Source organism: Blastococcus sp. MG754426 (assembly GCF_021699055.1).
Classification (GTDB): domain Bacteria; phylum Actinomycetota; class Actinomycetes; order Mycobacteriales; family Geodermatophilaceae; genus Blastococcus.
The window spans coordinates 25,186-49,642 of sequence record NZ_SSXC01000011.1 but is presented as its reverse complement, the minus strand read 5'-3'; the positions used below and the strand labels follow the sequence as shown (position 1 = coordinate 49,642).

Sequence of the window (24,457 nt, the reverse complement as noted above, 5' to 3'; positions counted from 1 at the left end):
CTTGGCGGTCGATCGGTCCGGGGCGCCGGCCGGCGCGAGTCCGTCCGGGCGTGGTGAGAACGCTCTCACACCTCGTGCGGTGGCCGCACCGGCACTACGGTGACCACCCGGCGGTCGCGAGCCGTCGCCGCCCGTCACCGTGAGGAGCTGACATGACCACCACCGGTCCGCGCCCTCCGACGCCCACGCTCGAGCAGGTGGCCGCGCTCGCCGGGGTCTCGCGCGCCACGGTGTCGCGGGTCATCAACGACTCGCCGCGCGTCAGCCCCGAGGCCCGGGACGCCGTGCACGCCGCGGTCGAGGCGCTGCGCTACGTGCCCAACCGGATGGCCCGCAGCCTCGTCACCCGGCGCACCGACACCATCGCCCTGGTCCTCTCGGAGTCGAACACCCAGATCTTCGCCGACCCCTTCTTCGCGCGGATCGTGCGCGGGCTGTCCGCCCGGCTGGCCGACACCGAGCAGAACCTGGTCCTCCTGGCCGCCCGGGGGCGCCGGGAGCAGGAGAAGGTGGCCCGGTACGTCCGGCAGGGGCACGTCGACGGCGTCATCCTCATCTCCCTGCACCGCGACGACCTCCTGCCCGACCTGCTCGCCCGTTCCCCCGTGCCGCTCGTGCTCTCCGGGCGCCCCTTCGACGGCCGGCCGGTGCCGTACGTCGACGCCGACAACGTCGGCGGGGCCCGGGCCGCCACCAGCCACCTGCTGCGGCTGGGCCGCTCCCGCATCGGCACCGTCTCCGGCCCGCTGGACATGGTGGTCGGCCTCGACCGGCTGACCGGGTACCGCGCCGCCCTGGCCGCCGCCGGCGCGCCGGCCAGTCCCGAACTGGTCGCCGAGGGCGACTTCACCGAGGCGGGGGGCTCCCGCGCCATGACCCGGCTGCTCGGCGACGTGCCCGACCTCGACGCCGTCTTCGTCGCCTCCGACCCGATGGCGGTCGGCGCGCTGCGCGTGCTGCGGGCGGCCGGGCGGCGGGTGCCCGAGGACGTCGCGGTGGTGGGTTTCGACGACGCCGAGGTCGCCGCCACCTGCGACCCGCCGCTCACCACCGTGGCCCAGCCCCTGGACGAGATGACCGGGGGGCTGGTCGACCTGCTGCTCGAGCAGATCGGCTCGGGCGGGTCAGCGGCCGCCGGGTCCCGCGTCTGCGGCACCGCCCTGGTCCGGCGCGCCTCGGCCTAGCCGCGGAGGGCCTGCAGCGCCATCTGCGCGTAGAGGGCGACGCCGGCCGGCAGCGGCTCCTCGTCGAACACGACGAGGTTGGAGTGGTTCGGGGGCGCCGTGGCGGGGTCCACGCCGTGCGGGCGGGCGCCGAGCCACGCCATCACGCCCGGCACCCGCTGCAGCACGTAGGAGAAGTCCTCGGCACCCATGAGCGGCGCCGGCATCAGCACGGCCGCCTCCGGGCCCAGCAGCTCGGCCGCCGTCGTCAGCACGTGCGCGGCCATGCCGGGGTCGTTCATGGTGACCGGGTAGCCCTCGATGTGCTCCCAGTGCAGCTCCATCTCGTGCGCGGCGGCGACGTGCGCGGCCACCCGCTGCACGGAGGTGACGACGTCGGCCCGCCGCTCGGCGGAGAGCGTCCGGATCGTCCCCTCCAGGAACGCGGTGTCGGGGATGACGTTGTTCGTGCTGCCCGCCTCGATGTGCGCGACGGTCACCACCGCCGGGTCGAAGACGTCGACGCGGCGGGTGACCATCGACTGCAGGGCGAGCACGATCTCGGCCGCCACCGGGACCGGGTCGGCGGCCGCGTGCGGCTCGGAGGCGTGCCCCCCGCGGCCGCGCAGCGTCATGCGCCACTGGTCGGCCGCGGCCATCACCGGGCCGGGCCGGAGGTTCACCGTGCCGCTGGGCAGCGTCGACGAGACGTGCAGCGCGAACGCGCCGCTCACCGGCGCCTCGGGGACGGCGTCGAGCAGCCCCTCGTCCAGCATGTAGCGGGCGCCGTGGAAGCCCTCCTCCCCCGGCTGCGCCATGAACACCACCTGACCGGCGAGCTCCTCGCGGCGGTCGGCGAGCAGCCGGGCCGCCCCGACCAGCATCGCGACGTGGGTGTCGTGCCCGCAGGCGTGCATCACCCCGGGCACCTCCGAGGCGAACGGCAGGGCGCTGTCCTCCTGCACCGGCAGCGCGTCCATGTCGCCGCGGAGCAGGAAGGTCGGCCCCGGCCGGGCGCCGCGCAGCACGCCGACGACCGAGCTGGTCGTGGTGCCGGTGCTGACCTCCAGCGGCAGCTCGGCGAACGCATCCAGCACCGCCGCCTGCGTCCTCGGCAGGTGCAGCCCGATCTCCGGGTGCCGGTGCAGCCGCCGGCGCAGCTCGATCGTGCGGTCGGCGTCGGAGTACGCGGCGGCGAGGACCTCGGCGGGGCTGATCGGCATGCCCCCACTCTCACCCACGGGGTCCGGGTCGCGCCCATCGCCCGGTCAGCCCGGTCACCCCGCCCAGCTCGGCCGGCCGGCGTCGAGCCGCCAGGCCAGCACGGTCACCGCACCGGGGGCGCGCACCGGGCCGCCCTCGTGCGGCCGGACACCGTCGTGGCCGGCGACGAGCACCAGGCCGGCGGGTGGCACGAGCTCCTCCCCCGGCGCCGCGCGGCCCACCCACAGCCGCGCGTCGGCCCGCCCGAGCTCCACCCAGCCACCGGGCGACCGGTGGACCGCGTGCGTCGCCGGCTCCGCCGGCGCGGCGCTGCGCAGGTAGCACTGCAGCACCCGGGCCCCCCGGCCGCCGGCCACCTCGTCGTGGGCCAGCCCGGCCCCCGCGCGCAGCACGGCGACGTCGCCGGCGGCCAGGTCCGCACCGGCCCCCCACCGGTGGTGCAGCTCCCCCGCCAGGACGACGGCGACGACGTCGACGGCGCGGTGGTCGTGCCGGCCGTAGCCCTGACCGGGGGCGAGCCGGTCGTCGGCGACCCGCAGCAGCGGGCCCAGCGAGCCGTCGCCGGGGGCGAGCACCACCCGGGACACCGGGTCGCCGGGGCCCTCCGCGGGAACCCCGGCCGGGGGAACGTCCACGGGGCCACTCTCCCCGAAGCCGGGCGGCGTGACACGCTGACCCGGTGAGCCGGGTGAGCAACCACCCGCCGAGCGACGCGACGCTCCGGCGGCTGGAGCGCGCGTCGGGGTCGTTGGCCACGCAGGCCGTCGCGCGCATGGACGAGGACCTGCCCTGGTTCCGGGCCATGCCCGCCGACCAGCGCTCCTGGGTCACCCTCGTGGCCCAGGCGGGGATCGCCTCCCTCGTCGAGTGGTGCCGCCACCCCGGCCGGCCGCCGCGGCTGACCGGCGAGGTGTTCGGCGCGGCACCCCGCGAGCTGGTCCGGGCGGTGGCGCTGAAGCAGACCGTGGACCTGATCAAGGTCACCGTCGAGGTCATGGAGGAGCGGGTCACCTCCGTCGCCGAGCCCGGGGACGAGGAGACGCTGCGGCTGGCCGTGCTGCAGTTCAGCCGCGAGGTCGCCTTCGCCACCGCGCACGTCTACGCGAGCTTCGCGGAGAGCCGGGGCGCGTGGGACGCCCGGCTCGAGGCCCTGGTGGTCGACGCGCTGGTCCGCGGCGAGCGCTCGGAGGAGCTCTCGGGCCGGGCCGCGGCGCTGGGCTGGGCCGCCGGCACCCCGGCGCTGGTCGTGGTCGGCGCGACGCCGACCGGGGTCGACGACCCGCACGGCGCCGTGCGCCGGGCCGCCCGCTCGCTCGACTGCGACGTGCTGGTCGGCGTGCACGCCGACCAGCTGGTGGTCGTCCTGGGCGGCACCGGCGACCTGGAGGCGGTCGCGGAGCGGGTCGCCGACGAGTGCGGGGAGGGCCCGGTCGTCACCGGGCCGGTGGTCGACGGGCTGGGGCGGGCGGCCCACTCCGCCGCGGCGGCGCTCGCCGGCCTGCGGGCGGCGGGCGCGTGGCCCGAGGCGCCGCGCCCCGTCGCCGCCGACGCCCTGCTGGCCGAGCGCGCCCTCGCCGGCGACCCGCTGGCCCGCACCGCGCTGCACGACCAGGTCGCCGCACCGCTGCGCTCGGCCGGCGGTGGCGTGCTCGAGACCGTGCGGGCCGTGCTGAGCACCGGCGGCAACCTGGAGGCGAGCGCCCGGGCGATCTTCGTGCACCCCAACACGGTGCGGTACCGGCTGCGCCGCGCGGCCGAGCTGACCGGGCTCTCGGCGACCGACCCGCGGGGCAGCTGGACGCTCCAGGTGGCCCTCGCGCTCGCCGCGTTGGACCGCGACCGATCCCTCTGGCACTGACCCGGACGTACGGTTCCCACCACGGATCGCCGGACACAGGCCCCCAGAGGGCGCGGGTTTTGGAGGAATCCTACAAAGATCACCGGTGTCCTTTCGTGCCCGGTCGCCGCGCGCGGGACCGGTGATCACTGGCACGGTGAGCAGGTGCTCGCCGTCCTCGCCCCGGGTCAGGGTGCGCAGAAGCCCGGGATGCTGACCGACTGGCTCGACCTCCCCGGCGCCGAACCCTTCTTCCGCTGGGCCGGCGCCATCGCCGGCGCCGACCTGCTGTCGCTGGGCACCACGGGTGACGCCGAGGCGATCAAGGACACCGCGGTCACCCAGCCGCTGGTGGTCGCGATGAGCCTGTTCGTGGCCCGCGAGCTCGGCGGGCTGCCGGGCCCGGTGGCGCACACCCCGCACACCGGGCGCGACGTCGTCATCACCGGCCACAGCGTCGGCGAGCTCACCGCCGCCGCGCTGGCGGGCGTGCTGAGCGTCGAGGCGGCGATCGCGCTGACCGCCGTCCGCGGCCGGGCCATGGCCGCCGCCTGCGCGCAGACGCCCACCGGCATGTCCGCCGTTCTGGGCGGCGACCCCGGCGAGGTGCTCGCCGCCCTGGAGCGGCACGGGCTCACCCCGGCCAACATGAACGGCGGCGGCCAGGTCGTCGCCGCCGGCCCCCTCGACGGGCTGGCCGCGCTCAAGGCCGAGCCGCCGGCCAGGGCGCGGATCATGCCGCTGCCGGTCGCCGGCGCCTTCCACACCGCGTACATGGCGTCGGCCCGCGAGGAGCTCGAGGGCCTCGTCGGCGGGCTCCGCCCGGCCGATCCCAGCCGGCTGCTGCTCTCCAACGCCGACGGCGCGGCCGTCGACTCCGGCACGGAGGTCCTGGCCCGCCTGGTCAGCCAGGTCACCAGCCCGGTGCGCTTCGACTCCTGCCTGGCGACGATGCGCGAGCTCGGCGTCACGGCCGTCATCGAGCTGCCGCCGGCCGGGGCCCTCGCCGGGCTGGCCAAGCGGGAGTGGAAGGGCGCGGGCATCGAGGTGCTCGCCGTCAGCACGCCCGCCGACCTCGACCGCGCCCGCAAGCTGATCGAGGCCGAGCGCGGCCGCAGCGAGGCCGAGCACCTGCCCGACTGGCGCATGGTCGTGGCCCCCGCCCGCGGGACGGTCAGCCCCGCGGAGATCGCCGAGGGCACGCACCTGCCGGCCGGCACCCCGCTGGGCTGCATCCGCGGCCGCCGCGAGGAGGTCAACGTCTCCGCGGGTTACGACGGCGTGCTCGCCGAGTGGCTCGTGCACGACGGGGACCTCGTCGACGCGGGCGACCCCATCGCCCGGCTCTACCCGGAGGTGACCGCGTGACCACGCTGAAGCTCGACCGGGGCGCCCCGGGCGCCCGGATCCTCGGGTTCGGCAGCTACCGCCCCCGTCGACGGGTGACCAACGACGAGCTCGCCGAACGCATGGACACCAACGACGAGTGGATCCAGGCACGGGTCGGCATCGCCGAGCGCCGGTGGGCCGAGCCCGACGAGACGCTGGTGGAGATGTCGGTGGCCGCGGGCGGGAAGGCGCTGGCGGCCAGCGGCCTGGACGCCGGCGAGATCGACCTGGTGCTCCTGGCGACCACCAGCCCGCCGAAGGCGATCCCCGGGCTCGCCCCGCGGATCGCCCACCAGCTCGGGGTGCCCCGCCCCGGCGCCTTCGACGTCAACGCCGGCTGCGCCGGCTGGTGCTACGCGCTGAGCGCCGCCTCCGACGCGATCCGCAGCGGCACCGCCCGCAACGCCCTGGTCATCGGCGGGGAGCGGCTCACCGACTACACCAACCTCGAGGACCGGGCGACGGCGGTGATCTTCGCCGACGGCGCCGGCGCCGCCGTCGTCACCGCGTCCGAGGAGCCCACCATCGGCCCGGCGGTCTGGGGCAGCGACGGCGACCTGCACGAGGCGATCGCGATCCCCCCGGACGAGACCGGCATGAGCATGGCCGGCCAGGCGGTGTACCGGTGGGCGACGACGAAGCTCACCGACACCCTGGTCGAGGCCATGCGCCGCGCCGGCGTCGGGCCCGAGGACATCGACGTGTTCGCGCCGCACCAGGCCAACCTGCGGATCATCGAGCTGATGGCCAAGCGGCTGAAGCTGCCCGAGGGGACCGTCATCGCCCGCGACATCGTGCGCTCCGGCAACACCTCCTCGGCCTCGGTCCCGCTGGCCCTGGACGCCCTGCTGGAGAGCGGCGAGGCGAAGAGCGGTGATGTCGCGCTCCTGCTGGGGTACGGGGCGGGCCTGACCTTCGCCGGGCAGGTCGTCGTGCTGCCGTGACGCCTCCGGCCGGGAGCGCCACCGCTCCCCCCAGAACCCCGGGACACCCGTCCCGGACGTCGACGGCGCCCCCGCCCGGGGACGCCGTCCCATCCGAGAGAGAGGACCCCGCGTTGGCCAGCACCCAGGAGATCCAGGCCGGACTCGCCGAGATCCTGGAGGAGGTGGCGGGCGTGACCCCCGCCGACGCCACTCCGGAGAAGTCCTTCACCGAGGACCTCGACGTCGACTCCCTGTCGATGGTCGAGATCGCGACCGCCGTCGAGGACAAGTTCGGCGTCGCCATCCCCGACGACCAGCTCGCCAACATCAAGACCGTCGGCGACGCCATCAGCTTCATCGAGAGCAACCAGGGCTGAGCCCCGGGTCCCGCCGGCCGGCCGCCGGCGGGACCCGACCCCCGATCCGGCCCGACCGGGCCGTCGTCCGCACGAGGAGAGACCCATGAGCCCGTCCACCACCGACGTCGTCGTCACCGGCCTCGGGGCCACCACGCCCCTCGGCGGGGACGTGGCCGGCACCTGGGACGCCCTGCTCGCCGGCCGCTCGGGCGTCAGCCGGATCACCGAGGAGTGGGTGCAGGAGTTCCCGGCCCAGCTGGTCGCCCGCCTCGCCACCGACCCCGCGGAGCAGATCGACCGCGTCCGCGCCCGCCGCCTGGACCGCAGCCAGCAGGTGGCGGTCGTCGCCGCCGAGCAGGCCTGGGCCGAGTCCGGCGTGGCCGGGTCCGGCGTCGCCCCCGAGCGCATCGCCGTCGTCTTCGGCACCGGCATCGGTGGTGCGCTCACGCTGCTCGGGCAGGACGACGTGCTCGAGCAGAAGGGTCCCAAGCGGGTCTCCCCCTTCACCATCCCGATGCTCATGCCCAACGGGCCCGCCGCCGCCGTCGGCCTGGCCGTCGGGGCCAAGGGTGGCGTGCACGCCCCCGTGAGCGCCTGCGCCTCCGGCGCCGAGGCGATCCGCTGGGGCCTGGACCTGCTGCGCTTCGACCGCGCGGACGTCGTGCTCGTGGGCGGGGCCGAGGCCTGCGTCCACCCGCTCCCCATGGCCGGCTTCGCGGCCATGCGCGCCATGTCCACCCGCAACGACGAGCCCGAGCGCGCCTCCCGCCCGTTCGACAAGGGCCGTGACGGCTTCGTGCTCGGCGAGGGCGCGGCCGCGCTGGTCCTGGAGCGCGCCGACTCGGCCGCCGCCCGCGGTGCCCGGGTGCACGCCCGGCTCGCCGGCGCCGGCGCGACCGCCGACGGCTACGACCTGGTCGCCCCGCACCCCGAGGGCGAGGGCGCCGGCCGCGCCATCGCCGCCGCGCTGCGCGACGCCGGGCTCTCCCCCACCGACATCGGGCACGTCAACGCCCACGCGACCTCCACCCCGGTCGGCGACACCGCCGAGGCCGCCGCGATCCGCTCGTCGCTCGGTGAGCACGTGCTGGTCACCGCCACCAAGAGCCAGACCGGGCACCTGCTCGGCGCTGCCGGGGCGCTGGAGTCGGTGTTCACCATCCTGGCGTTGCGCGAGCAGGTCGTGCCGGCCACGGCGAACCTCGACGACCCCGACGACGACGCCGCCGTCCAGGCCCTCGACATCGTGCGCCGCGAGCCGCGCAAGGCCCAGCTCACCGCGGCCGTCAACGACTCGTTCGGCTTCGGCGGGCACAACATCGCGCTCGTGTTCACCACCGCCTGAACACCGACCCGGAGGTACCCGTGACGACAGTCCAGGCCGCGCCCACCGTGACCGCGCCCGACCCCCGCGATCCGGAGGACCGGCTCCGGCGGTTCTTCGACGCGGGCTCGGTGCAGCTGCTCGGCACGCGCGACACCTCGGGGGTGCTGGCCGCCCGCGGCACGGTCTCGGGGAGCCCCGCCATCGCCTTCTGCACCGACGCCACGGTGATGGGCGGGGCGATGGGCGTCGACGGCTGCCGGCACATCGTCGACGCCATCGACGCCGCCCTGCGCGAGCGGGTGCCGGTCATCGGCATCTGGCACTCCGGCGGAGCGCGGCTGGCCGAGGGCGTCACCGCCCTGCACGCCGTCGGCGAGGTGTTCGCGGCCATGGTGCGGGCCTCCGGCCGGATCCCGCAGATCTCGGTGGTGCTGGGCCCGGCCGCGGGAGGTGCGGCCTACGGTCCGGCGCTGACCGACCTGGTGGTCATGGGGCCGGCCGGCCGGGTGTTCGTCACCGGGCCGGAGGTGGTCCGCTCGGTCACGGGCGAGAACGTCGACATGGAGAGCCTGGGCGGGCCGGACACCCACGGCCGGCGCAGCGGCGTCGTCCACGTGGTCACCGACTCCGAGCCCGCGGCGCTGGAGACCGCGCGGCTGGCCGTCGACCTGCTCGCCGCCCAGGGCAGCTTCGGCCCGGCCGGCGACCAGCCGGGCACCGACCTGGCGGCCCTGCTGCCCGAGCAGACCAACCGGGCCTACGACGTGAAGCCGCTGGTCTCCTCCCTGCTCGACGAGCCGGGGCTGGAGCTGCACCCGCGGTTCGCGCCCAACGTCGTGACCACGCTGGGCCGGCTGGCCGGGCGCACCGTCGGCGTCATCGCGAACAACCCGCTGCGGCTGGGCGGGTGCCTGGACTCGGCGTCCGCGGAGAAGGCGGCGCGGTTCGTGCGGATGTGCGACGCCTTCGGCGTCCCCCTGGTGGTGCTGGTCGACGTGCCCGGCTACCTCCCCGGCGTCGGCCAGGAGTGGGACGGCGTCGTCCGGAGGGGGGCCAAGCTGCTGCACGCCTTCGCCGAGGCGGTGGTGCCGCGCGTGACGCTGGTGACCCGCAAGTCCTACGGCGGCGCCTACATCGCGATGAACTCGCGCTCGCTGGGCGCGACCGCGGTGTTCGCGTGGCCCGGCGCCGAGGTCGCCGTCATGGGCGCCAAGGCGGCCGTCGGCATCCTGCACCGCAAGAAGCTGGCCGCGGCCCCTCCCGGCGAGCGCGAGGCGCTGCACGCCCAGCTGGCCGAGGAGCACGAGCGCATCGCCGGCGGGGTGAACCGGGCACTGCAGATCGGGGTCGTCGACGAGGTGGTGGAGCCGGTGCGCACCCGGCAGCGGCTGGTCGAGGCGCTCGCGACCGCCCCGCACGGTCGCGGGGCCCACGGCAACATCCCGCTCTGACGTGGAAAGGCCGTCCCGGCGCCGCTTCCCCGACGGCGCCCGGACGGCCCGCTCCAGGCTACGACGACCGCACCGCCGGGGCGGGGGTGTCGTGCCCCGATCGTGACCTTCAGACCACCTGGTGCAGCCAGGTCACCGGGCTGCCGTCGCCGGCGTGCCGGTAGACCTCCAGGTCGGCGTCCCACGCCGCGCCGAGCAGCTCGTCGACGCCGTGGCGGAACGCCTCGATCGAGGTGGCCGTGGCGGCCAGGTGCCGCAACTGCTGCTCGGTGACGATGAGGTCGCCGTTGGCGCTGGTGGGCGCGCGGAAGACCCCGTGCCCGGGCACGTAGGACATGCGCTCGCCGTCGTTGCCGTGGCTGGCCTCCTCGGTGACCTCGAACCGCAGCATCGGCCACGCCCGCAGGGCAGCGACGAGCTTGGCGCCGGTGCCGGGCGATCCCGTCCACGCCACTTCGGCACGGTAGGCACCGTGCGCCGCGGGCTGCTCAGCCCACGACAGGGAGACCGGCGCGCCGACGACGCGTTCCAGCGCCCACTCGACGTGCTGGCAGAGCGCCTTCGGGCACGAGTGCACGAAGACGACACCCTGGGTTGACCGTCGCTGCACCGGGCACCTCCATCGACTCGATCGGTCTCGTCTTCCCCTACGGACCCATCGATTCGGTGACGCGCCGTCATCGGCAGTGGCGGAGCAGGGCTCCCGCGACAAGTTTGCACGATGGGGACCCGATCGCGCCAGCCCGGGTGCGACTCCTGGGACGAAAGTGGCGATCCCGCGTCCACCCGGCGTCTTGCTGCTGGTCAGCGGCCAATACCATCCGTCACCGGGCACGTCCAGCGGTGTCAGCGTATTCACAGGTCCGCCCGATCGACGGGTGCCGCTCCGGCCCGGATCGATCCGGAACCGGTCAGGCGGCGTGCGAGGTTCGGTGACGCTGTGTGACCGGCGCCCCGGCTGCGGCGTGGCGCCGGAGGGTGCGACCAGCGCATCCAGCTGACCAGCTGCTCACCCTGCGTCGCCCCTGGGCCACGCGGCGTCGACGGCCAGGCTCAGGCGTCCAGCGCGCACGGGAGGCGATGCCTGCCCGGGGAGCCCACCGGGTAGGGCCGCGGCGTGGGTGCACACCAGGGGATGGCCGAGGCGGGGCGGGACGTCGTCGCCCCGATGGTGCTGGAGGCGTGGGACGTCTTCCTGGCGCAGGCCGAGTCGGTGGAGCTGGACCGCCCCTCACGCCTGCCGGGGTGGCGGGCCCGCGAGATCTGCGTGCACCTGGGCTGCTGGGACGACCACGCCGCCCTGCACGACCTCGTCACGTCGGCGCGCTCCGGTGGCACGGGAACCCCACCGGACCCCGACGCGGTCAACGCCCGGGTCGTCGCCGCCCACCGCGACGCCTCCCGCGAGGAGGTGCTGGCCGGGCTGCGCCGCAACCGTGACGCGACCGCCCGCTACCTGGCCGACGAGCCCGTGGCGCTGGACACCGCGCCGGCGGTCTCCGTCGTGGGCCGGCTGCCGCTGCTCAGCGTCGTCCTCGGGCAGGCCTACGAGCTCGCCGTCCACGGGCTGGACCTGGTCTCCTGCGGTGCGGAGCCGCCACCGGCCTCCGTGCTGCAGTCCGGGCTGGCCGCGCTGACCGACGTCACGGGCGCGCTGGCCGCCTCGAGCGGCATCCCCGGGCGGGTCAGCCTGGTCACCCCGGACGGCGGGTGGGGGTTCACCTCGGCCGGCGGCGGCTGGCAGGTGCGCCGGGTGCCCGCGGGGGTCGTGGAGGGGCCGGCCGTCGAGGCCGCGGCGGACCTGCTGCTCGACGCCGCGTCGGGCCGGGTCAACCCCGTCCCGGCGGCCGCCCGGCGCAGGCTGAAGGTGCACGACGTGCCCGGCCTGCTGCAGCTGGCACCGATCGTGCAGCAGGTGCCGGGCATCCCGGGGGGACCGATCCTCCAGCTCGCCGCGCGCACCGTCGGCGGCGCCGGCGGGGTGCTCGGCCGGCTGTTCGGCCGGGGTTAGGCCCTCGCGCGCGCCGCCCGCCCCCGGCACCACCACGCGGCTCCGGCCGCGACCACGAGGAGCGCGACCGCGAGGAGAGGGACGAGGACGGAGGTGTCGAGCTGGGCGAGCAGCGCGCCGGCCGAGGCGCCCACGCCCACCTGCACCACCGTGCTGGGGACCAGCCCCACGGCGGTGGCCGCGGCGAAGGGCGCCGGCCGCAGGCCCGCGAGGCCCGCCCCGTAGTTGACGGCGACGAAGGGCACGACCGGCACCAGCCGGCTCCCCAGCACCACGACGAACGTCCGGCCATCGGCCAGCCGGTCCAGGCGCGGACCGGCCAGCCGGGCGACCGCCGGCCGCCCCAGCCAGCGGGCGAGCCCGAACGCGAGGAGGGCGGCCAGCAGCCCGCCGGCGAAGGACACCGCCAGCCCCGCGGTGAACCCGAGGACCCCGCCGAGGAGGGCGGAGACCACCGACCGCGGCACCGGCGCCAGCAGCACCAGTGCGACGGCGACCACCAGCACCGGCCAGGCGGCGGCGCCGGCGCCGGCCACGACCGCCCGCAGCTGCTCCGCCGACGGCAGGTCCGACGTCAGCGCCGCCGCCCCGCCGCCGAGCAGCAGGGCGCCGAGCGCCGCTGCCCGCAGCCCTGTCCGATCCGCCGTCCGCACGCCCTGATCCTGCCCCAGGGCGCGCGCCGGACGGGTCAGCTGCAGCTGCCGCCCAGGGAGATGCCGCGCTGCGCCAGCCACGGGACCGGGTTGGCCCGGTCGGCGTAGAGGCCACCCCGGTGGGTCTCGAAGTGCAGGTGCGGCCCGGTCGACTGGCCGCGGTTGCCGACCTCGGCGATCTGCTGCCCGCCGCTGACCACCTGGCCCGGCGACACGAAGAACTGGTTGACGTGGCCGTAGACGGTGATGACCCCGTCGGGGTGCTGGATCGCGACGGCGAGCCCGAAGCCGCTGGCCGGCCCCGCCTGGAGCACCACGCCCGGCTCCGGCGTGTAGATCGGGGTGCCGATCGGCGCGGCGATGTCGACGCCGAGGTGCATGGTGCCCCAGCGCGCGCCGTAGCAGGAGGTGACCCGGCCCTGGGTGAGCGCGGCGCCGCTGCCACCCGGGGCGGCGGCCACCGTCATGACGGCGCGCTCGGCGGCCTGCGCCTCGTCGTACGCGCGGGCGGCGTCCTCGGCGCCCTTCACCTCGAGCAGCCGGATCTCGGCGTCGCGGAGCTGCTGGTCGAGCCCCGCCTTCTCCGCCGTGAGGGCGTCGAACTCGGCCTGCGCCTCACCGAGGAGGCGGTCGGCCTCCGCCTGGGCTTCGCGCGCCTTGCCCGCCGCGGCGTCGCGCTCGGCGACGGCGGCCTTGGCCTCCCGGTCCAGCCGCGCCTCGCGCGCCTCGGCGACCCGCAGCTCCTCGAGCACCCGGGCGCGGTCCTCGCCGAGCAGGTCCAGCGTCGCCGCCTGCTGCAGCAGCTCCCCCGGCCCCTCGGCGTGCAGCACCATCTCGAGCTCGGTGAACGCCTCGTCGCTGCCCATGTAGGCCTCCCGGCCCAGGGTGGCGACGTCCTCCTGGGTGCGCCCGACGGCCTCCCGGACGGCGGCGAGCTCGGCGGCGATCGCGTCGGCGTGCTCCCGGGCGCGGTCCAGCTCGGCCTGCGTGGCGAGGACGGCACCGCTGGCCTCCTCGGCCCGCAGCGTCATCTGCTGCAGCCGCTCCTCGGCCTCGCGGACGCGCTGCTCCAGGCCCTGGACCTCGGCGGCGACGCGGTCGTGCTCGCTCTGGGCCGCGCTGGGGGCCGCCGACGAGGCCGGCGCGCCGAGCAGGGACAGCGACAGCAGTGCGGTGAGGGCGATGGCCGCCCGGCCGGCTGCCCGGCGTGGGCGCCGCAGGACGCCCGTCAGGTGGTGCGTGGTCGCCAAGGCGACGGTCTCCGTTCCTCGGTCCGCCTACCAGGTCAGCTGACGGGTTCGGGCCGGAACGTGCCCTACCTGCCTGCCCGTGGAGGCGCAGGCGGGATTCACCCCAGAGAACGTGGGTCCCCGGTCCCCGCGGCGGTCAGACCGCGGAGTTCGGCGGGGCCCGCCCGAGCCCCCGGGTCGGGGGCGGCATCGGGTGGGCCGCGAGAGACGGTACAAGCCAAACCTGCAGATGTCACAGGGTGGTAACGAACCTTCTCGGTCCACCACTCGGGTACCGGGTCGCGACGCTGCTGGTGGGGTCCCGTCTGGCAGGCTGGTACGTCCGGGGCGGTAGCTCAGCTGGTCAGAGCATGGGACTCATAATCCCTGGGTCGTGGGTTCGAGCCCCACCCGCCCCACCGATATAAGTGCAGGTCAGGGGGTCGGTGCTTGATCGTCGAGCTTGACGACGGGCTCCCGTGCCCACACGGTGCCCACACTACGCACCGTGACGTCTCGTGACTGACGCCTCATGGGCCAGATCCATGCGGTCAGCGAGGGCGCCGAGGTCGTCGTCGAAGAGCCCGGAGTAGACGTCGAGGGTCATCGCTGCCGAGGCGTGACCGAGCATTCGCTGGACCGCCTTGACGTTCGCGCCGCTGGCCACCAGCAAGCTCGCGGCGGTGTGCCGGAGGTCGTGCGGGCTGAGGTCCTCGAGCCCGGCGGCCATGGCCGCCGGGTCGAAGAACCGCCGCCGGAAGTTGCCCGAGCGCAGCACCGCGCCGCCCGGCGAAGTCAGGACGAGGTCGTCCGGGCCCTTGCCCTGACAGCGGCGGGACAGGGGCTCGACGAGGATGCTCGGGATCGGCACGGTGCGCTGCTGGTGCGTCTTGGGCGCTCCGTACTCGACGCTGCCGCCGACCTCCGTGGCGCTCTCGGCGACGGTGAGCCGCTTGCGGAGGAAATCGACCCGGCGGACCCGCAGGGCGGCCATCTCGCCGAACCGTAGGCCGGTGTACGCCAGCAGGCGGACGACGTCGCCGTACTCCCCCGCTGCGTCCGCCAACCGCTCCACCTCCGTGCGGGTGAGGAACCGGGGATCGGCGCGCCGGGCCCTGGGCAGCGGCACGCCCGATGCCGGGTTGCGCGGGATGCGCCCATCACGGACGGCGAGGGTCAGGACGAGTGCGAGGACGCGGTGCGCCTGCCGCACCGTCGCCGGCGCGAGGCCGCCGGCGACGAGTTGGGCCACCCACGCGGCGACCTCGGCATGGGTGACGTCGGCCAGCCGGTGCCGACCCCAGCGCGGCAGGATCTGGACGCGCAGCAGCGACCGGTAGCGGTAGAGCGTGCTGGGCTTCAGCCCGCTCTGTGCGGCGAGCCACTGCTCTGCCCAGACATCGACGGTGACCCGGCCACGCTCCGGCGCCGTCCAGGTCTGCGTGACGATCGCCGACGTCTGCTCGTCGAGCCATCGTTGGGCGTCGACCTTGCGCGTGAATCGCTTCTCGTGCTGCCGCCCACGAGCATCGCGGTACCGCGACCGGTACCGCTTGCTGCCGTCGCTGAGCACGTCCACGGTGATGCTGCCGGCCATCAAATGACCGTGCCCACGACGGCTCCCCGGGTCAACGTCGTCTCGAGTTTCTGGGGAGGCCGGCACGCCTGTGGATGACGCCCGCTCATCGACGGTCGAGGGCCTGGGCGCGCTGTTGCGCGATCCAGGCGTGGAGGTCGTCGGTGCGGTACAGGACGCGGCGGCCGAGGCGGAAGCTGCGGGGGCCGGTGCCCAGGTGGCGCCAGTACCGCAGGGTGGCGACCGGCGCACGGAGGAGGTCGGCCGCTTCGGTGATGGTGAGCAGCTCGGGTTCGCGGCCGGCGGGATGGTAGGTCATGGTCGGCTCCGGTCGTGGTCGGATGGGCTGGGCCCCGTCACCTGTAGAAGGCGCCAAACGAAGCCCATTGGTGACAGCCGACCGCAAGATCCTGCCGGGATTCTCCAGTTGGTCTGCAGTCGTCCGGTGCGACTCATCGCCCGAGGCCGGGGGCGGCGCTGCCCCGGGTGAGGGAGGGCCCGCGGCGCTCGGACTCCGGCCGCGGTACGCCGGGGTCGACGGCGGCCGGTCGCAGGGCTGCCGGGAACTGGCGGCGGCCGGCGTCTCGGGCGCGCCACGCGTTGCGTTCTGCGATGAGCCGATCGGCGGGCTGGTCCAGCAGGGTCGGGTCGGCCAACAGCGCGGCGATGCGTTCCCGCGCGCCGGCCAGCTCGTGTTCGGCGGCCGCGATGTCCCGGTCGACGTCGACCAGCCGCTCGGCGGGGCCCGGAGTGCGGCCGAGCGCACCGACCCGAGTGAACTTGTGGGCGGTCTGGAGCGCGGCGGCTGCGCGCAGCGTGTCGTGCTGTGGCTGCAGGATGTTCACCTGGTCCAGGCAGCGCTGCTCGACCGTCCACGCCTCGCGCAGCTCGGTGAGCACCTGGTCGAGCGGGCGGGGTTGGGCGTAGCGGGCGGCTTCGGCGGCGGCGAGCTGCGCGGCGTGGCCGGGTCCGAGGTCGGCGCGGTCGCGCCCGAACACTGCCATCCACTGCTCCCGCGCCTCGTCGGCGTCGGCGGCGACGAGGTGGGCAGTGTTCGCCGTTCGGCCGCGGGTCATCCCGACGTAGCAGGAGGAGGCGCCGGTCTGGTCGCCGACCACCACGTGCGCTGCCCTGACAGTGTCGCCCTGCACGCCGTACGCGGTCGACGCGTAGGCGAGCTCGACGTGCTCGGTGACGTAGTCCGCGGGCAGTACCCGGGTCCCTGGGCCGGCAGGGGTGACACCGCCGGACCCGTCACCGGGAACGGTGCCGGTGGGGGTGACAGCGGGGGTGACGAGCAGCCCGCCGCGGCGGCCGACGGCGGTGACCAGCCAGACATCGCGGTTGGCGACGTCGAGGTGGCGGTCGTTTCGCCGGGTGGCGATTCGGTCCCCGGCGCCGATCCGTTCCCCGGCACCGGTGACGGCCACCGTTCGGTCGTCGACCCGGCCGGCGGCGACCAGCCGTTCGCGGATGGCGTTGTTGAACTCGGCGGTCTGTTGGCGGGTGTCCACCACCACGGCCACCTGGCGGGCTTCGGCATAGGACTCGGCGGCGGTGGCGGCCAGTTCCTCCTGCAGCGCGGCGGCGTCGGGGTGCAGCTGGATGTGGCCGCGGGCGAGGAGGGCGTCGAAGACGGCGCCGGGGTCCTCGCCGGTGCGCATGGCCAGTGTCAGGTCGGCGTAGCCGGTGTCGGGTGTTGTGTGGCCCTCCTGGTCGGTGCGGGTGAAGCGGTGCACCGCGTCGAGTGTCAGGTGCGCCGCCGGGTCGGCCTGGCCGAGGGCGAGGTCCAGGACGCCGCCGCGGCCGACCGCGGGTAGCTGGTGGCGGTCGCCGAGCAGCGCCACCCGGACCTGGCACTCGTCGGCGACGGTGAGCAGGGCGCGGGCCGTGTCCTGATCGAGCATCCCGGCCTCGTCCACCAGCAGCAGATCCCCGGGCCGCAGCCGTGCCGCCTCGCTCGGCCCGGCGTAGACCCGGCCGGTCGCCGGGTCGACCTCGCCCACGGTGAGCCGGGTCCAACGCCCCTCGTCGTTCCAGCGCCAGCCGTGCCCGAAGGCCAGGGACGCAGCCGAACCGGCGACCGCACCCACCTCGCCGGCGGCCACCTTGGCCGCCTTCCGCGTGGGGGTCACGACCACGAGCCGGCGGCCCTGCGCCTCGAGCAGGTCGCGGGTGGCGGCAAGCGTGGTGGTCTTGCCCGCCCCCGCGGCGCCCTCGACCACCACCAGGGGCCGGTCGCCGGCGAGCGCGGCGACCGCCGCGGCTTGGCCGGCATCCAGCCGGCCGGTGGTGGCCGCGCGCTCGACCGGGAGCGACAGGGCGGTGTCCGGCACGCCGTGCGCGGCGCGGGCGGCGAGCCGGGTGGTCAGGTCGGCCTCGACGTCCAGGACCGCCTGCGAGGTCCAAGCGCGGATGTGCTCGGGCACCCCGTCGCGGTCCAGCAACGGCACGCAGCGGTCCATCGCGCGGGCGGTGAGGTCCTCGGCCAGCTCGATGCGCACCCCGGCCTCGGCGACGACACCCGCGGCGGCGATCAGCCGCTCCACCTCGCCGCGGATGTCGGCGGCGTTCCACGCCGACCGAACCGCCGCCAGCCGGGCCAGCGCGCGCTGCACCAGCTCGTCTCGATCGAGGGCGCCGATCGGGGTGGGCGTCAGGTCAACGGGACCGGCCGGGTCGCGGTAGCCGAGCCCGGACAGCTGCCTCCGCCACCGTTCCTTCTGGTTCGTCCCCGGCTGTGGGGTGACCTTGTCCGGGCGGCCGTCGGCCCAGGCGCGGGCGTCCCACGCGCGGCGCAGCGCTGGGCCGGGGCGTTCACCGGGGTGCGCGGTTGCCCATTCCCGTTCGTAGCGGTCCACATTCCCGGCGATCTGCGCGTTCCGCGCGCTGAACGGGCCGACATAGTCGGCGAGCTCCAGTATTTCTCCAGTAGCGTCCTTCGTGTAGCCGTGCGCGGCGAACGCGGCGTTCAATTCCGGGTCACACGCCATCGCCGCGTGCCCGATGCCGTTGATCGCCCCGAGCGAGTCGCGGACCCCGACGGTGTGCAGGCCACGCCATTTCCCCGCGGCGAACACCCGGGACAGCAGCTGCAGGTGCAGATGCCAGTGCGGATCCTCCGCCCGGGAGGTGTAGTGCCGCACCGTCACCGCCTCCAGCACCTCCAGCGGCACCTGCACCTGCCCGCCCCGCGGCCCGACCCGGGTGGTGGCGTGCTGCGAGAGCCAGGTGATGATCTCCTCGGCGGCGCGGTCCTGCGCCGCCTCGTACGCCCTCGCGATGTCCGGATGCAACGCGGCGGCAAGCGACCAGGTCTTCGGGCCGTTGACCACCACCTCCACGAACCGCACCGCCCGGTCGTCATCGCGCAGCCGCCCCCGCGGCTGGCCGGTCTCAGGGTCGCGGCCGGCGACCCAGGTCTCGTAGGTGTCGCCGGTCAGCGGGACCAGCTCGGCCACGCGGCCGTCGGTGGCCGTGAACCGGCGGGCGAACCCGGTGCCCTCGGCCAGGTAGTAGTCGTCGACCCGACCCCGGTCGGCTTCCACATAGGCGCGGGCCGCCGCCGGGTCACCGACGTACACCTTCATTCCCCCATGCATTTTCAACGCCACCCAATAATGGCCAACACGTCACCCCTAGAAACGCCACTGGGCCCCGCGAAGCGGGGCCCGAGCTACCTCCGAAGGTAGCATTCGTGCCGTCTCTTAGTGAAGACTCAGGGAGCGTGAAAAAGCTTGGGTCGTCGACTTTTCGACAGTAGATGCCAAGTGGTTGAATAACGATGGAAAACGGAGCTGAATCTCGTTATCCATCGTCGGCTCCCGAAGCGTGGGCAGGGAAGTAGTCAGTGGTTGTGGGCCGCTCAAGATGTACGAGTTAGCGCACAGGTGTGCGGATGTCCTACGAACAGCGGCACATGCCCAGAACGCTCACGCGCATTCCGCACGAGCCGCACAGCGGTGTCGCCGGGGCTGGGCGCGGAGTCTTGCAGGGACCGGCGTCTCGTGGCGCCCGCCTTGCGCGTGCCGCCGGCGATGCCCCGTTGCTCTGGGCGGCCAGATCGCGCAGGACTGCGGCGACCTGAGCCTTGGTCACCTCCGCCCCCGCGGCGCGCAATGCTGCAGCCACCCGTCGCGCCCCCTGGCCAGGGTGGAGCCGGATGGCCACCGTGATCCGCTCGCGCAACGCGCGGGGCAGGACCGGCTCGGAGCCGGCGGACTTGGTTACGGGCGTCGCGACGGGCACCGTGGTTGGTGCCCGGCCCCGACCCATGGCGGTCCTTTTGGCCACGCCAGCGACGACTCGCCGGGAAGGGGTGCGGCGGCGCTCCGTAGCCCGCGGTGGGGCGCCGCGGAGGGCCGCAACATCCCAGGGGGCCTGCCGCTCGACGACCTCGTCGTCCAGGGCGTCATCGAGTGACCCCGACTCGCGGTCGGCGAACCACTCACGGATTGATCTGGCCATAGCCACCTTCTGACGGTCTCTGCGCATCCGCTCCGATGTCGCCCGCCTGCAGCACGGCGCTGAGCCCGGATACAGCGGTGTGCCAGGTCCGTAGTTCGGCGGCCGTCGGTGCCAGCTCGTAGGGGTGGTGATGGCAGGCCCGGCTCAGGGCGTGCCAGGTCGCCGCGGCGTCCCGCGCCGTCTCGGCTCCGGGCGATGCCGTCGTGGCGAGCACGAGCAGTTGCGCCCGCATCGACGCCTCTGCCGTGCCCGGCTCGGTGCGGTCCCAGAAGTCACGGAGCTCCTCCTCCAGGGCGGCGCGGATCAGAAAGGCGGCAGTCCGCGGCCACCAGCCGCGGGCGGCCGGGCCCCCGGTGACCAGCAGGTGGTCGGCCTGGGCGAGCAAGTCCTCCGCTTCGCTCACGGGACGGCCGCGGCGGGGCTGGCGGCAAGGAGGTAATCGGCCATCCGCTGCGTCTTCTCCACCAGGTCGACGGCGTCGAACGCTCCCCCACCATGCACGCCCTTGTTGCAGGCCTGGTGCACGTCGCCCGCCCACCGGCCCAGACGCTTGTTGTAGTGCCCCAGGACCTCGCCGCCCCTGCCGGAATCGTCGAAGACGGCGAGCGCCGTGATAGCCGTCAGCGTGCTCACGCCGGTCAGTGCGGCCTCGACGTCGGCGTGCCGGTCGCCGCGGCCGAGCCGCCGCCGTCGCACGGCGTCGTGACAGGCGGCCTCCAGGGCACTCCGGCAGAAGCCGGCGACCACCCGGTTCTTCGCCGCATCGGTGAGGCTGTCGGTACGGGCGACGGCTCGGGCGTCGTCGAGGTAGCGGGTCACGGGGTGGTCGGACTGCGCCAGCTCGACGACGCTGCGTTCGCGGCGAACGACCTCCCAGATGGTCGCCGGGAGTTGGAGCCGGCGGACTGCGTCCGGGAGCCGGTCGTCGTGGGTGAAGACGACGACCTGGTGGGTGCGCGCGGCGCCGGCCAGCACGCGGGCGAGCCCGTCGACCTTCGACGGGTCCATGGCCTGCACGGGGTCGTCGATCACGACGAAGCGGAACGGGCTCTGGTCGAGCATGGCCCGGGGTAGGAAGAGCGCGAGGCCAAGGGCGTGCAGCTCGCCCTGGCTCATCACCCCGAGAGCCGCGCCCGGGTCGCCGTCGACGGTGACGTCGAGCTCGACCCGCCGCCGAGTCTTCGCGCCCTCCAGCCGCACGGGCCCCAGGTCGACGTTGCTCTCCTGGCGCAGCTGCTGCCAGACGTCGGCGGCATGGTCGGCGATCGGCCGTAGGCCCTCATCGCGGAGGTCGTCGGCCTGGCCCTTCAGCCAGTCGCGGGCGGCTTTCAGGTCGGCCCGCAGCTGCGCCTGCGCGGACACCTCGCGGGCCCGCGGCAGGTGCGCGCTCAATCGCTCGGCCAGGGGCTGCCAGGCGTCCTGGCGGCGCCGGAGTTCCGCACCGGCAGCCGCGGCAGCTGCGTTCACCAGCTCGGCAAGGGCTGCGGTGTCGTTGCGCAGGGCGGTCACCGCGGTCGCCGGGTCGTCGGCCCGGGTGGCCGCGGTCCACGCAGACCAGCGGACGTGCAGGTCGGCCCCATCGAGGTCGGGCGGGGACGCCTGTAGCAGCACTGCGGGTGCGGTAGCCGCGAGCGCCTGGACCGCGGCGCGGGCGGTGCGGAGCGTGGCGTAGGCCCGCTCGGCGGCCGCCGCCTGCTCGCGCAGGCGGGTGAGCTGCTCGGCGGTGGCCGCACGCCAGGCGTCGTCGATCCGACCCGGCGCGCCACACACCGGGCAGTCGGCGTCCGCGGTGTGGTCGGCGTGGTCGAGCGCCTGCTGGAGCAGCCCGACCAGACGCCGCGCCTGTTCGCTGTCGCCGCCGGATAGATCCTGTACGGCGCCATTGGCGGCGTCGAGGTCCTCGGCCGCACGGAGGGCCGCGGCAGGGTCCGGAGGGGTCAGGTCGGCCCATCCCTTCAGCACGGCCAGGTCGCCGGCCGGTGCCGGCTCACCTCGGAGCACGTCGGCGACGACGTCGACGTCCGGCATCCGCCCGCCGAGTGCTTCGGCAGCTCGCGCGGCGCGCTCATCGTCGGTAGCGCGCAGCGCGGCCAGCAACTCCTTGCCTTCGGTGGCGCACTCCTTGCGCCGGTTATCCAGCTCGGTGAACGCGCGGTGCAGCCGCTCCTGGGCGTCGGACACCTTCTGCAGCCCGAGGATGCGGAAGAGCGCGTCGTAGAGGTCCGACGGGCGGCCCAGCACGGAGCCCAACTCGGAGTAGGAGAGGAACGGCCGGTAGGCAGTCAATGCGTCGTCCCAGCCCAGCTCGCCGTACTCCCGGCGTGCCCCCTGCCGCTGCGCCCACACCCTCGAGGCGTCCACGTCGTCGGAGTCCCACTCCCGGGCTACCCGCGTCGTGCCGGGCTCGCCGTCCACGTGCAGGTCCACCTGCACCGAGGGCTGCGCGTCGCCGCGATGCAGGTTGCGCCAGCCCTCACGCCACACCGACGAGCGGTCCCGCCAGCGCGCGTTGGTGCCGGTCAGGGCAATCTCGGCCGCCTCGGCGAAGCTCGACTTGCCCGATCCGTTGCGGCCCACGACGAGGGTGAGGCCCGGGCCGGGCTGCAGCTCCAAGCTCGTCTGCGGTCCGATTCCGCGAAAGCCGGTGACGGTGACCGACCGGAGGTAGGTCCCCGGGACGTCGGCCGGCTCGACCGTGCCCACCGCGGCCTTCTCGCCGACCGCCCCGTCGAGGGCCGCCCGGAACTCGTCATCCCCCCAGAACGCGCTGAGGACCAGGAGCTTGGCCGCCTCGGACAGCACGGACTGGTCGACCCGTTGCGAGAGCCGCTCGTGCAGCCCGTCGTCCCCCGTGCTCACGGACATGCTGATCCCTTCCATGTGCGGGTCAACCCGGGTGGCCGACGGACTCCCAGAACGCCGCCTCGCCGATCACCCGCACGCCCAGCGCGCGGGCCTTTCGCGCCTTCCCGGATTGCGACTCGGGATCGGCGCACACAAGCACATCGGTCCTGCCCGAGACCGCGTTCATCGGCTCGAGGCCGGCGGCGCGCGCGGCTTCCACGAACGCTGACCGCGGGCGGGACATCTCTCCGGTGAAGACGATCGTGTCGCCCGGCGACAGGCCCCGCACACTGCGCGGAAGCGACACCCGCGCACCGGACCGGACCATGGTCAGCGCCGTGTCGACGTCGTCGGGCCGCATCCCCAGCAGGACGGCGACCCGGTCGAGGTCGGAACGCTCGGCCTCGGTAACTACGTCGTCGGCGAGCGCGACAGTAGCCAAAGCGTCGAGGTACAACCGGTGTGCGGCCTGTACGTGGCCGGGCCCGCAGCCGAGCTCACCGGCCAGCGTCAGGAGCTGATCCGCCTCGCTCACGCTCACCAGGCGGTCTTCGAGGACCTGATCGAGCACTGCCAGGTATGGCGCCATGGTCGCCGGAGCGGCGGCCAGGTCGGGCAGCGCCGAGACGAGGTTGGGCAGGTAGCTGTCCCGCTCGGAACGCGCCGCCGCCGCTCGGGATCGGGTCACGCTGCGGCAGGGATCCAGGAACGGTCGTCGGCTCACCGACACCTCGGCCAGCAGAGTCGCCCACTCCCGTGTGGACACCCCACCGGAGCGCACGTAGCTGCCGTCGACATCGAAGTCCACCGCCAGGGCGGCGTCGGTCAGCACCTCGTCACCGAGCAGCTCGCGCAGGCGGCAGAGGGCGGTCGCGGTCACGCGGGCGTCCTCCAGTGCCGCGTGCGCGTGCTCGTGCGCGATGGACAGCGCCTCGCAGACGGACGCCAGCGAGCGCATCGAGCGGTCGAAGAACCCGGCGAGCCGCATGGTGCACAGCGCGGGTGACAGCTCGATCGGCAGACCGGCGCGGCCGAACTCACGCGCAAGGAAGCGCAGGTCGAACAGCGCGTTGTGGGCCACGACCACTCGGCCGGACAGCAACGCAGCGAGGTAGGGCGCCACCTCGGCGAACGGAGGAGCGCCGACGACGTCGGAGGCGCGGATACCGTGGATCGAGGTGGCGCCGACGTCCCGGCCCGGGTCGACCACGGTGCAGAACTCGTGCTCCACGCCGCCGGCGTCGTCGAGCAGGACGACGCCGATCTCCACGACGCGATCGACGCTCGGGTACACCCCGGTGGTTTCCAGGTCGACGACGGCGACGCTCATACCGCAGCACCCGGCGTCGCGGCCCCGTCTTGCGGCCAGCCGGGTGGGTAGGCACGGGGCGCCTCACCACCATGCTGGAGCAGGAAGGGGCGTGCCAGACGCAGACCCTCGGTCTTGCCCCAGGCGATGAGCACGTCCGACACCCAGCGGGCAACGGTCAGCGCTCCAGAGGCGACCGGATCCCCGGCGGTCACTGGAGTGGCTGTGGTCGGGACACGTGGCCACCTTGGCCGGACGAGTTGACGACGGGACGACGGCAGCGTCGCCAGGTGTGCGGTGAAGGCTCGATCGAGCGCATCCACCTCGCTCCGCACGGCCGCGGCCAATGCCGCCGCATCAGCCCGCACGCCGAATCGGCCGGCCGCCGCCTCCGTGATCACCAGGAGCCGCCCGGCGATGAGCCCATCGATCCGGTCGTCGTCGGCCGGCAGCACCCAGGCGCCGGCCATCGTCGACTCCAGGCCGTCCCCGACGCTGACGTGCCACACGACCACCCGGTCCTCCACGGGCTGGTCAACTACCGCGATACCGCTCATCCGTCCCCCGTTCAGCGCTACCCGGGCACCGTGTCACACGGAACCGACAAGAAACGAGACCGATCGGCCCGCAGTCGCCACACGAGCCCCACCGGAACCACTCGTTTCGCTACGGACTTGTACCGGGCCACCTCG

20 protein-coding genes, 1 tRNA gene and 1 riboswitch are annotated in these 24,457 nt (G+C 74.8%); of the genes, 9 read left to right on the top strand and 12 right to left on the bottom strand.

Annotation, left to right across the window (positions count from 1 at the left end):
* The first annotated feature begins 152 nt into the window (after positions 1-152).
* On the top strand, positions 153-1,184 hold the full coding sequence (locus tag E9549_RS06520) for a LacI family DNA-binding transcriptional regulator (RefSeq protein WP_236825735.1): 1,032 nt from the start codon (positions 153-155) through the stop codon (positions 1,182-1,184).
* Here E9549_RS06520 and E9549_RS06515 read toward each other — a convergent pair.
* Together E9549_RS06515 and E9549_RS06510 are read right to left on the bottom strand one after the other, a co-directional pair.
* Positions 1,181-2,386 carry a M20 family metallopeptidase gene (locus E9549_RS06515; RefSeq protein ID WP_236825734.1) on the bottom strand — a complete coding sequence of 402 codons (1,206 nt, stop codon included), beginning with the start codon at positions 2,384-2,386 and terminating at the stop codon, positions 1,181-1,183. The two genes, E9549_RS06520 and E9549_RS06515, sit on opposite strands and share 4 nt — an antisense overlap.
* A gap of 54 nt (positions 2,387-2,440) precedes the next feature.
* Entirely contained in the window at positions 2,441-3,022 is a 582-nt protein-coding gene (locus E9549_RS06510; RefSeq protein ID WP_236825733.1) for a pirin family protein, read from the bottom strand.
* 44 nt (positions 3,023-3,066) lie between these two features.
* Between E9549_RS06510 and E9549_RS06505 the strand changes: the two genes are divergently transcribed.
* The 6 genes from E9549_RS06505 to E9549_RS06480 all read left to right on the top strand — a co-directional run bounded on the left by E9549_RS06505 (position 3,067) and on the right by E9549_RS06480 (position 9,676).
* The gene (locus tag E9549_RS06505; protein ID WP_236825732.1) at positions 3,067-4,245 is read left to right on the top strand and encodes a CdaR family transcriptional regulator; all 1,179 of its coding nucleotides are present in this window, start codon (positions 3,067-3,069) and stop codon (positions 4,243-4,245) included.
* A gap of 144 nt (positions 4,246-4,389) precedes the next feature.
* Positions 4,390-5,592: an acyltransferase domain-containing protein gene (locus E9549_RS06500; RefSeq protein ID WP_236825731.1), complete on the top strand. Its 1,203-nt coding sequence runs from the start codon at positions 4,390-4,392 to the stop codon at positions 5,590-5,592.
* Entirely contained in the window at positions 5,589-6,557 is a 969-nt protein-coding gene (locus E9549_RS06495) for a beta-ketoacyl-ACP synthase III (protein ID WP_236825730.1), read from the top strand. Before E9549_RS06500 ends, E9549_RS06495 begins: the two co-directional genes overlap by 4 nt.
* Positions 6,558-6,670: 113 nt before the next feature.
* On the top strand, positions 6,671-6,916 hold the full coding sequence (locus E9549_RS06490; RefSeq protein ID WP_236825729.1) for an acyl carrier protein: 246 nt from the start codon (positions 6,671-6,673) through the stop codon (positions 6,914-6,916).
* 85 nt (positions 6,917-7,001) lie between these two features.
* Positions 7,002-8,243 carry a beta-ketoacyl synthase gene (locus tag E9549_RS06485; RefSeq protein WP_236825728.1) on the top strand — a complete coding sequence of 414 codons (1,242 nt, stop codon included), beginning with the start codon at positions 7,002-7,004 and terminating at the stop codon, positions 8,241-8,243.
* A 20-nt stretch (positions 8,244-8,263) separates the two neighbouring features.
* The gene (locus tag E9549_RS06480) at positions 8,264-9,676 is read left to right on the top strand and encodes a carboxyl transferase domain-containing protein (RefSeq protein ID WP_236825727.1); all 1,413 of its coding nucleotides are present in this window, start codon (positions 8,264-8,266) and stop codon (positions 9,674-9,676) included.
* Positions 9,677-9,785: 109 nt separating this feature from the next.
* On the opposite strand, the gene E9549_RS06475 is transcribed toward E9549_RS06480, so the two are convergent.
* Positions 9,786-10,286: a DUF3145 domain-containing protein gene (locus tag E9549_RS06475; protein ID WP_091934603.1), complete on the bottom strand. Its 501-nt coding sequence runs from the start codon at positions 10,284-10,286 to the stop codon at positions 9,786-9,788.
* Positions 10,287-10,793: 507 nt separating this feature from the next.
* Here E9549_RS06475 and E9549_RS06470 point away from each other — a divergent pair.
* Positions 10,794-11,687, top strand: a complete 894-nt coding sequence (locus E9549_RS06470) for a maleylpyruvate isomerase N-terminal domain-containing protein (RefSeq protein WP_236825726.1) — start codon at positions 10,794-10,796, stop codon at positions 11,685-11,687.
* Here the strand turns inward: E9549_RS06470 and E9549_RS06465 are convergent.
* Positions 11,684-12,340 (bottom strand): TVP38/TMEM64 family protein, encoded by a 657-nt coding sequence (locus E9549_RS06465; RefSeq protein WP_236825725.1) that lies wholly within the window; start codon positions 12,338-12,340, stop codon positions 11,684-11,686. The genes E9549_RS06470 and E9549_RS06465 overlap by 4 nt on opposite strands.
* A gap of 35 nt (positions 12,341-12,375) precedes the next feature.
* Positions 12,376-13,590, bottom strand: coding sequence for a M23 family metallopeptidase (locus E9549_RS06460; protein ID WP_236825724.1), 1,215 nt, complete (start codon positions 13,588-13,590; stop codon positions 12,376-12,378).
* Positions 13,591-13,614: 24 nt separating this feature from the next.
* A riboswitch (cyclic di-AMP (ydaO/yuaA leader) is annotated at positions 13,615-13,746 on the bottom strand.
* A gap of 168 nt (positions 13,747-13,914) precedes the next feature.
* Between E9549_RS06460 and E9549_RS06455 the strand changes: the two genes are divergently transcribed.
* Positions 13,915-13,988: transfer RNA gene (locus E9549_RS06455), tRNA-Ile, on the top strand.
* Between the two features lie 80 nt (positions 13,989-14,068).
* On the opposite strand, the gene E9549_RS06450 is transcribed toward E9549_RS06455, so the two are convergent.
* The 7 genes from E9549_RS06450 to E9549_RS06420 all read right to left on the bottom strand — a co-directional run bounded on the left by E9549_RS06450 (position 14,069) and on the right by E9549_RS06420 (position 24,322).
* Positions 14,069-15,166 carry a site-specific integrase gene (locus E9549_RS06450; RefSeq protein WP_236825723.1) on the bottom strand — a complete coding sequence of 366 codons (1,098 nt, stop codon included), beginning with the start codon at positions 15,164-15,166 and terminating at the stop codon, positions 14,069-14,071.
* Between the two features lie 85 nt (positions 15,167-15,251).
* Positions 15,252-15,464 (bottom strand): AlpA family transcriptional regulator, encoded by a 213-nt coding sequence (locus E9549_RS06445; protein ID WP_236825722.1) that lies wholly within the window; start codon positions 15,462-15,464, stop codon positions 15,252-15,254.
* 133 nt (positions 15,465-15,597) lie between these two features.
* A complete protein-coding gene (gene mobF, locus E9549_RS06440; RefSeq protein ID WP_236825721.1) occupies positions 15,598-18,735 on the bottom strand; it encodes a MobF family relaxase in 3,138 nt (1,045 codons plus the stop codon).
* Positions 18,736-19,592: 857 nt separating this feature from the next.
* A complete protein-coding gene (locus E9549_RS06435) occupies positions 19,593-20,015 on the bottom strand; it encodes a hypothetical protein (protein WP_236825720.1) in 423 nt (140 codons plus the stop codon).
* Entirely contained in the window at positions 20,012-22,477 is a 2,466-nt protein-coding gene (locus E9549_RS06430; RefSeq protein ID WP_236825719.1) for an ATP-binding protein, read from the bottom strand. The genes E9549_RS06435 and E9549_RS06430 overlap by 4 nt, the downstream gene beginning before the upstream one ends.
* Before the next feature lie 22 nt (positions 22,478-22,499).
* Positions 22,500-23,786, bottom strand: a complete 1,287-nt coding sequence (locus tag E9549_RS06425; RefSeq protein ID WP_236825718.1) for a 3'-5' exonuclease — start codon at positions 23,784-23,786, stop codon at positions 22,500-22,502.
* On the bottom strand, positions 23,783-24,322 hold the full coding sequence (locus E9549_RS06420) for a hypothetical protein (protein WP_236825717.1): 540 nt from the start codon (positions 24,320-24,322) through the stop codon (positions 23,783-23,785). Before E9549_RS06420 ends, E9549_RS06425 begins: the two co-directional genes overlap by 4 nt.
* Between the last annotated feature and the right edge of the window lie 135 nt (positions 24,323-24,457).

What these genes read in the sequence shown, in the direction of transcription:
- E9549_RS06520 (WP_236825735.1), top strand. Translation starts at nt 153, where the DNA reads ATGACCACCACCGGTCCGCGCCCTCCGACGCCCACGCTCGAGCAGGTG.
- E9549_RS06515 (WP_236825734.1), bottom strand. Translation starts at nt 2,386, where the DNA reads ATGCCGATCAGCCCCGCCGAGGTCCTCGCCGCCGCGTACTCCGACGCC.
- E9549_RS06485 (WP_236825728.1), top strand. Translation starts at nt 7,002, where the DNA reads ATGAGCCCGTCCACCACCGACGTCGTCGTCACCGGCCTCGGGGCCACC.
- E9549_RS06450 (WP_236825723.1), bottom strand. Translation starts at nt 15,166, where the DNA reads ATGGCCGGCAGCATCACCGTGGACGTGCTCAGCGACGGCAGCAAGCGG.
- E9549_RS06445 (WP_236825722.1), bottom strand. Translation starts at nt 15,464, where the DNA reads ATGACCTACCATCCCGCCGGCCGCGAACCCGAGCTGCTCACCATCACC.
- mobF (WP_236825721.1), bottom strand. Translation starts at nt 18,735, where the DNA reads ATGAAGGTGTACGTCGGTGACCCGGCGGCGGCCCGCGCCTATGTGGAA.
- E9549_RS06430 (WP_236825719.1), bottom strand. Translation starts at nt 22,477, where the DNA reads ATGTCCGTGAGCACGGGGGACGACGGGCTGCACGAGCGGCTCTCGCAA.
- E9549_RS06425 (WP_236825718.1), bottom strand. Translation starts at nt 23,786, where the DNA reads ATGAGCGTCGCCGTCGTCGACCTGGAAACCACCGGGGTGTACCCGAGC.
- E9549_RS06420 (WP_236825717.1), bottom strand. Translation starts at nt 24,322, where the DNA reads ATGAGCGGTATCGCGGTAGTTGACCAGCCCGTGGAGGACCGGGTGGTC.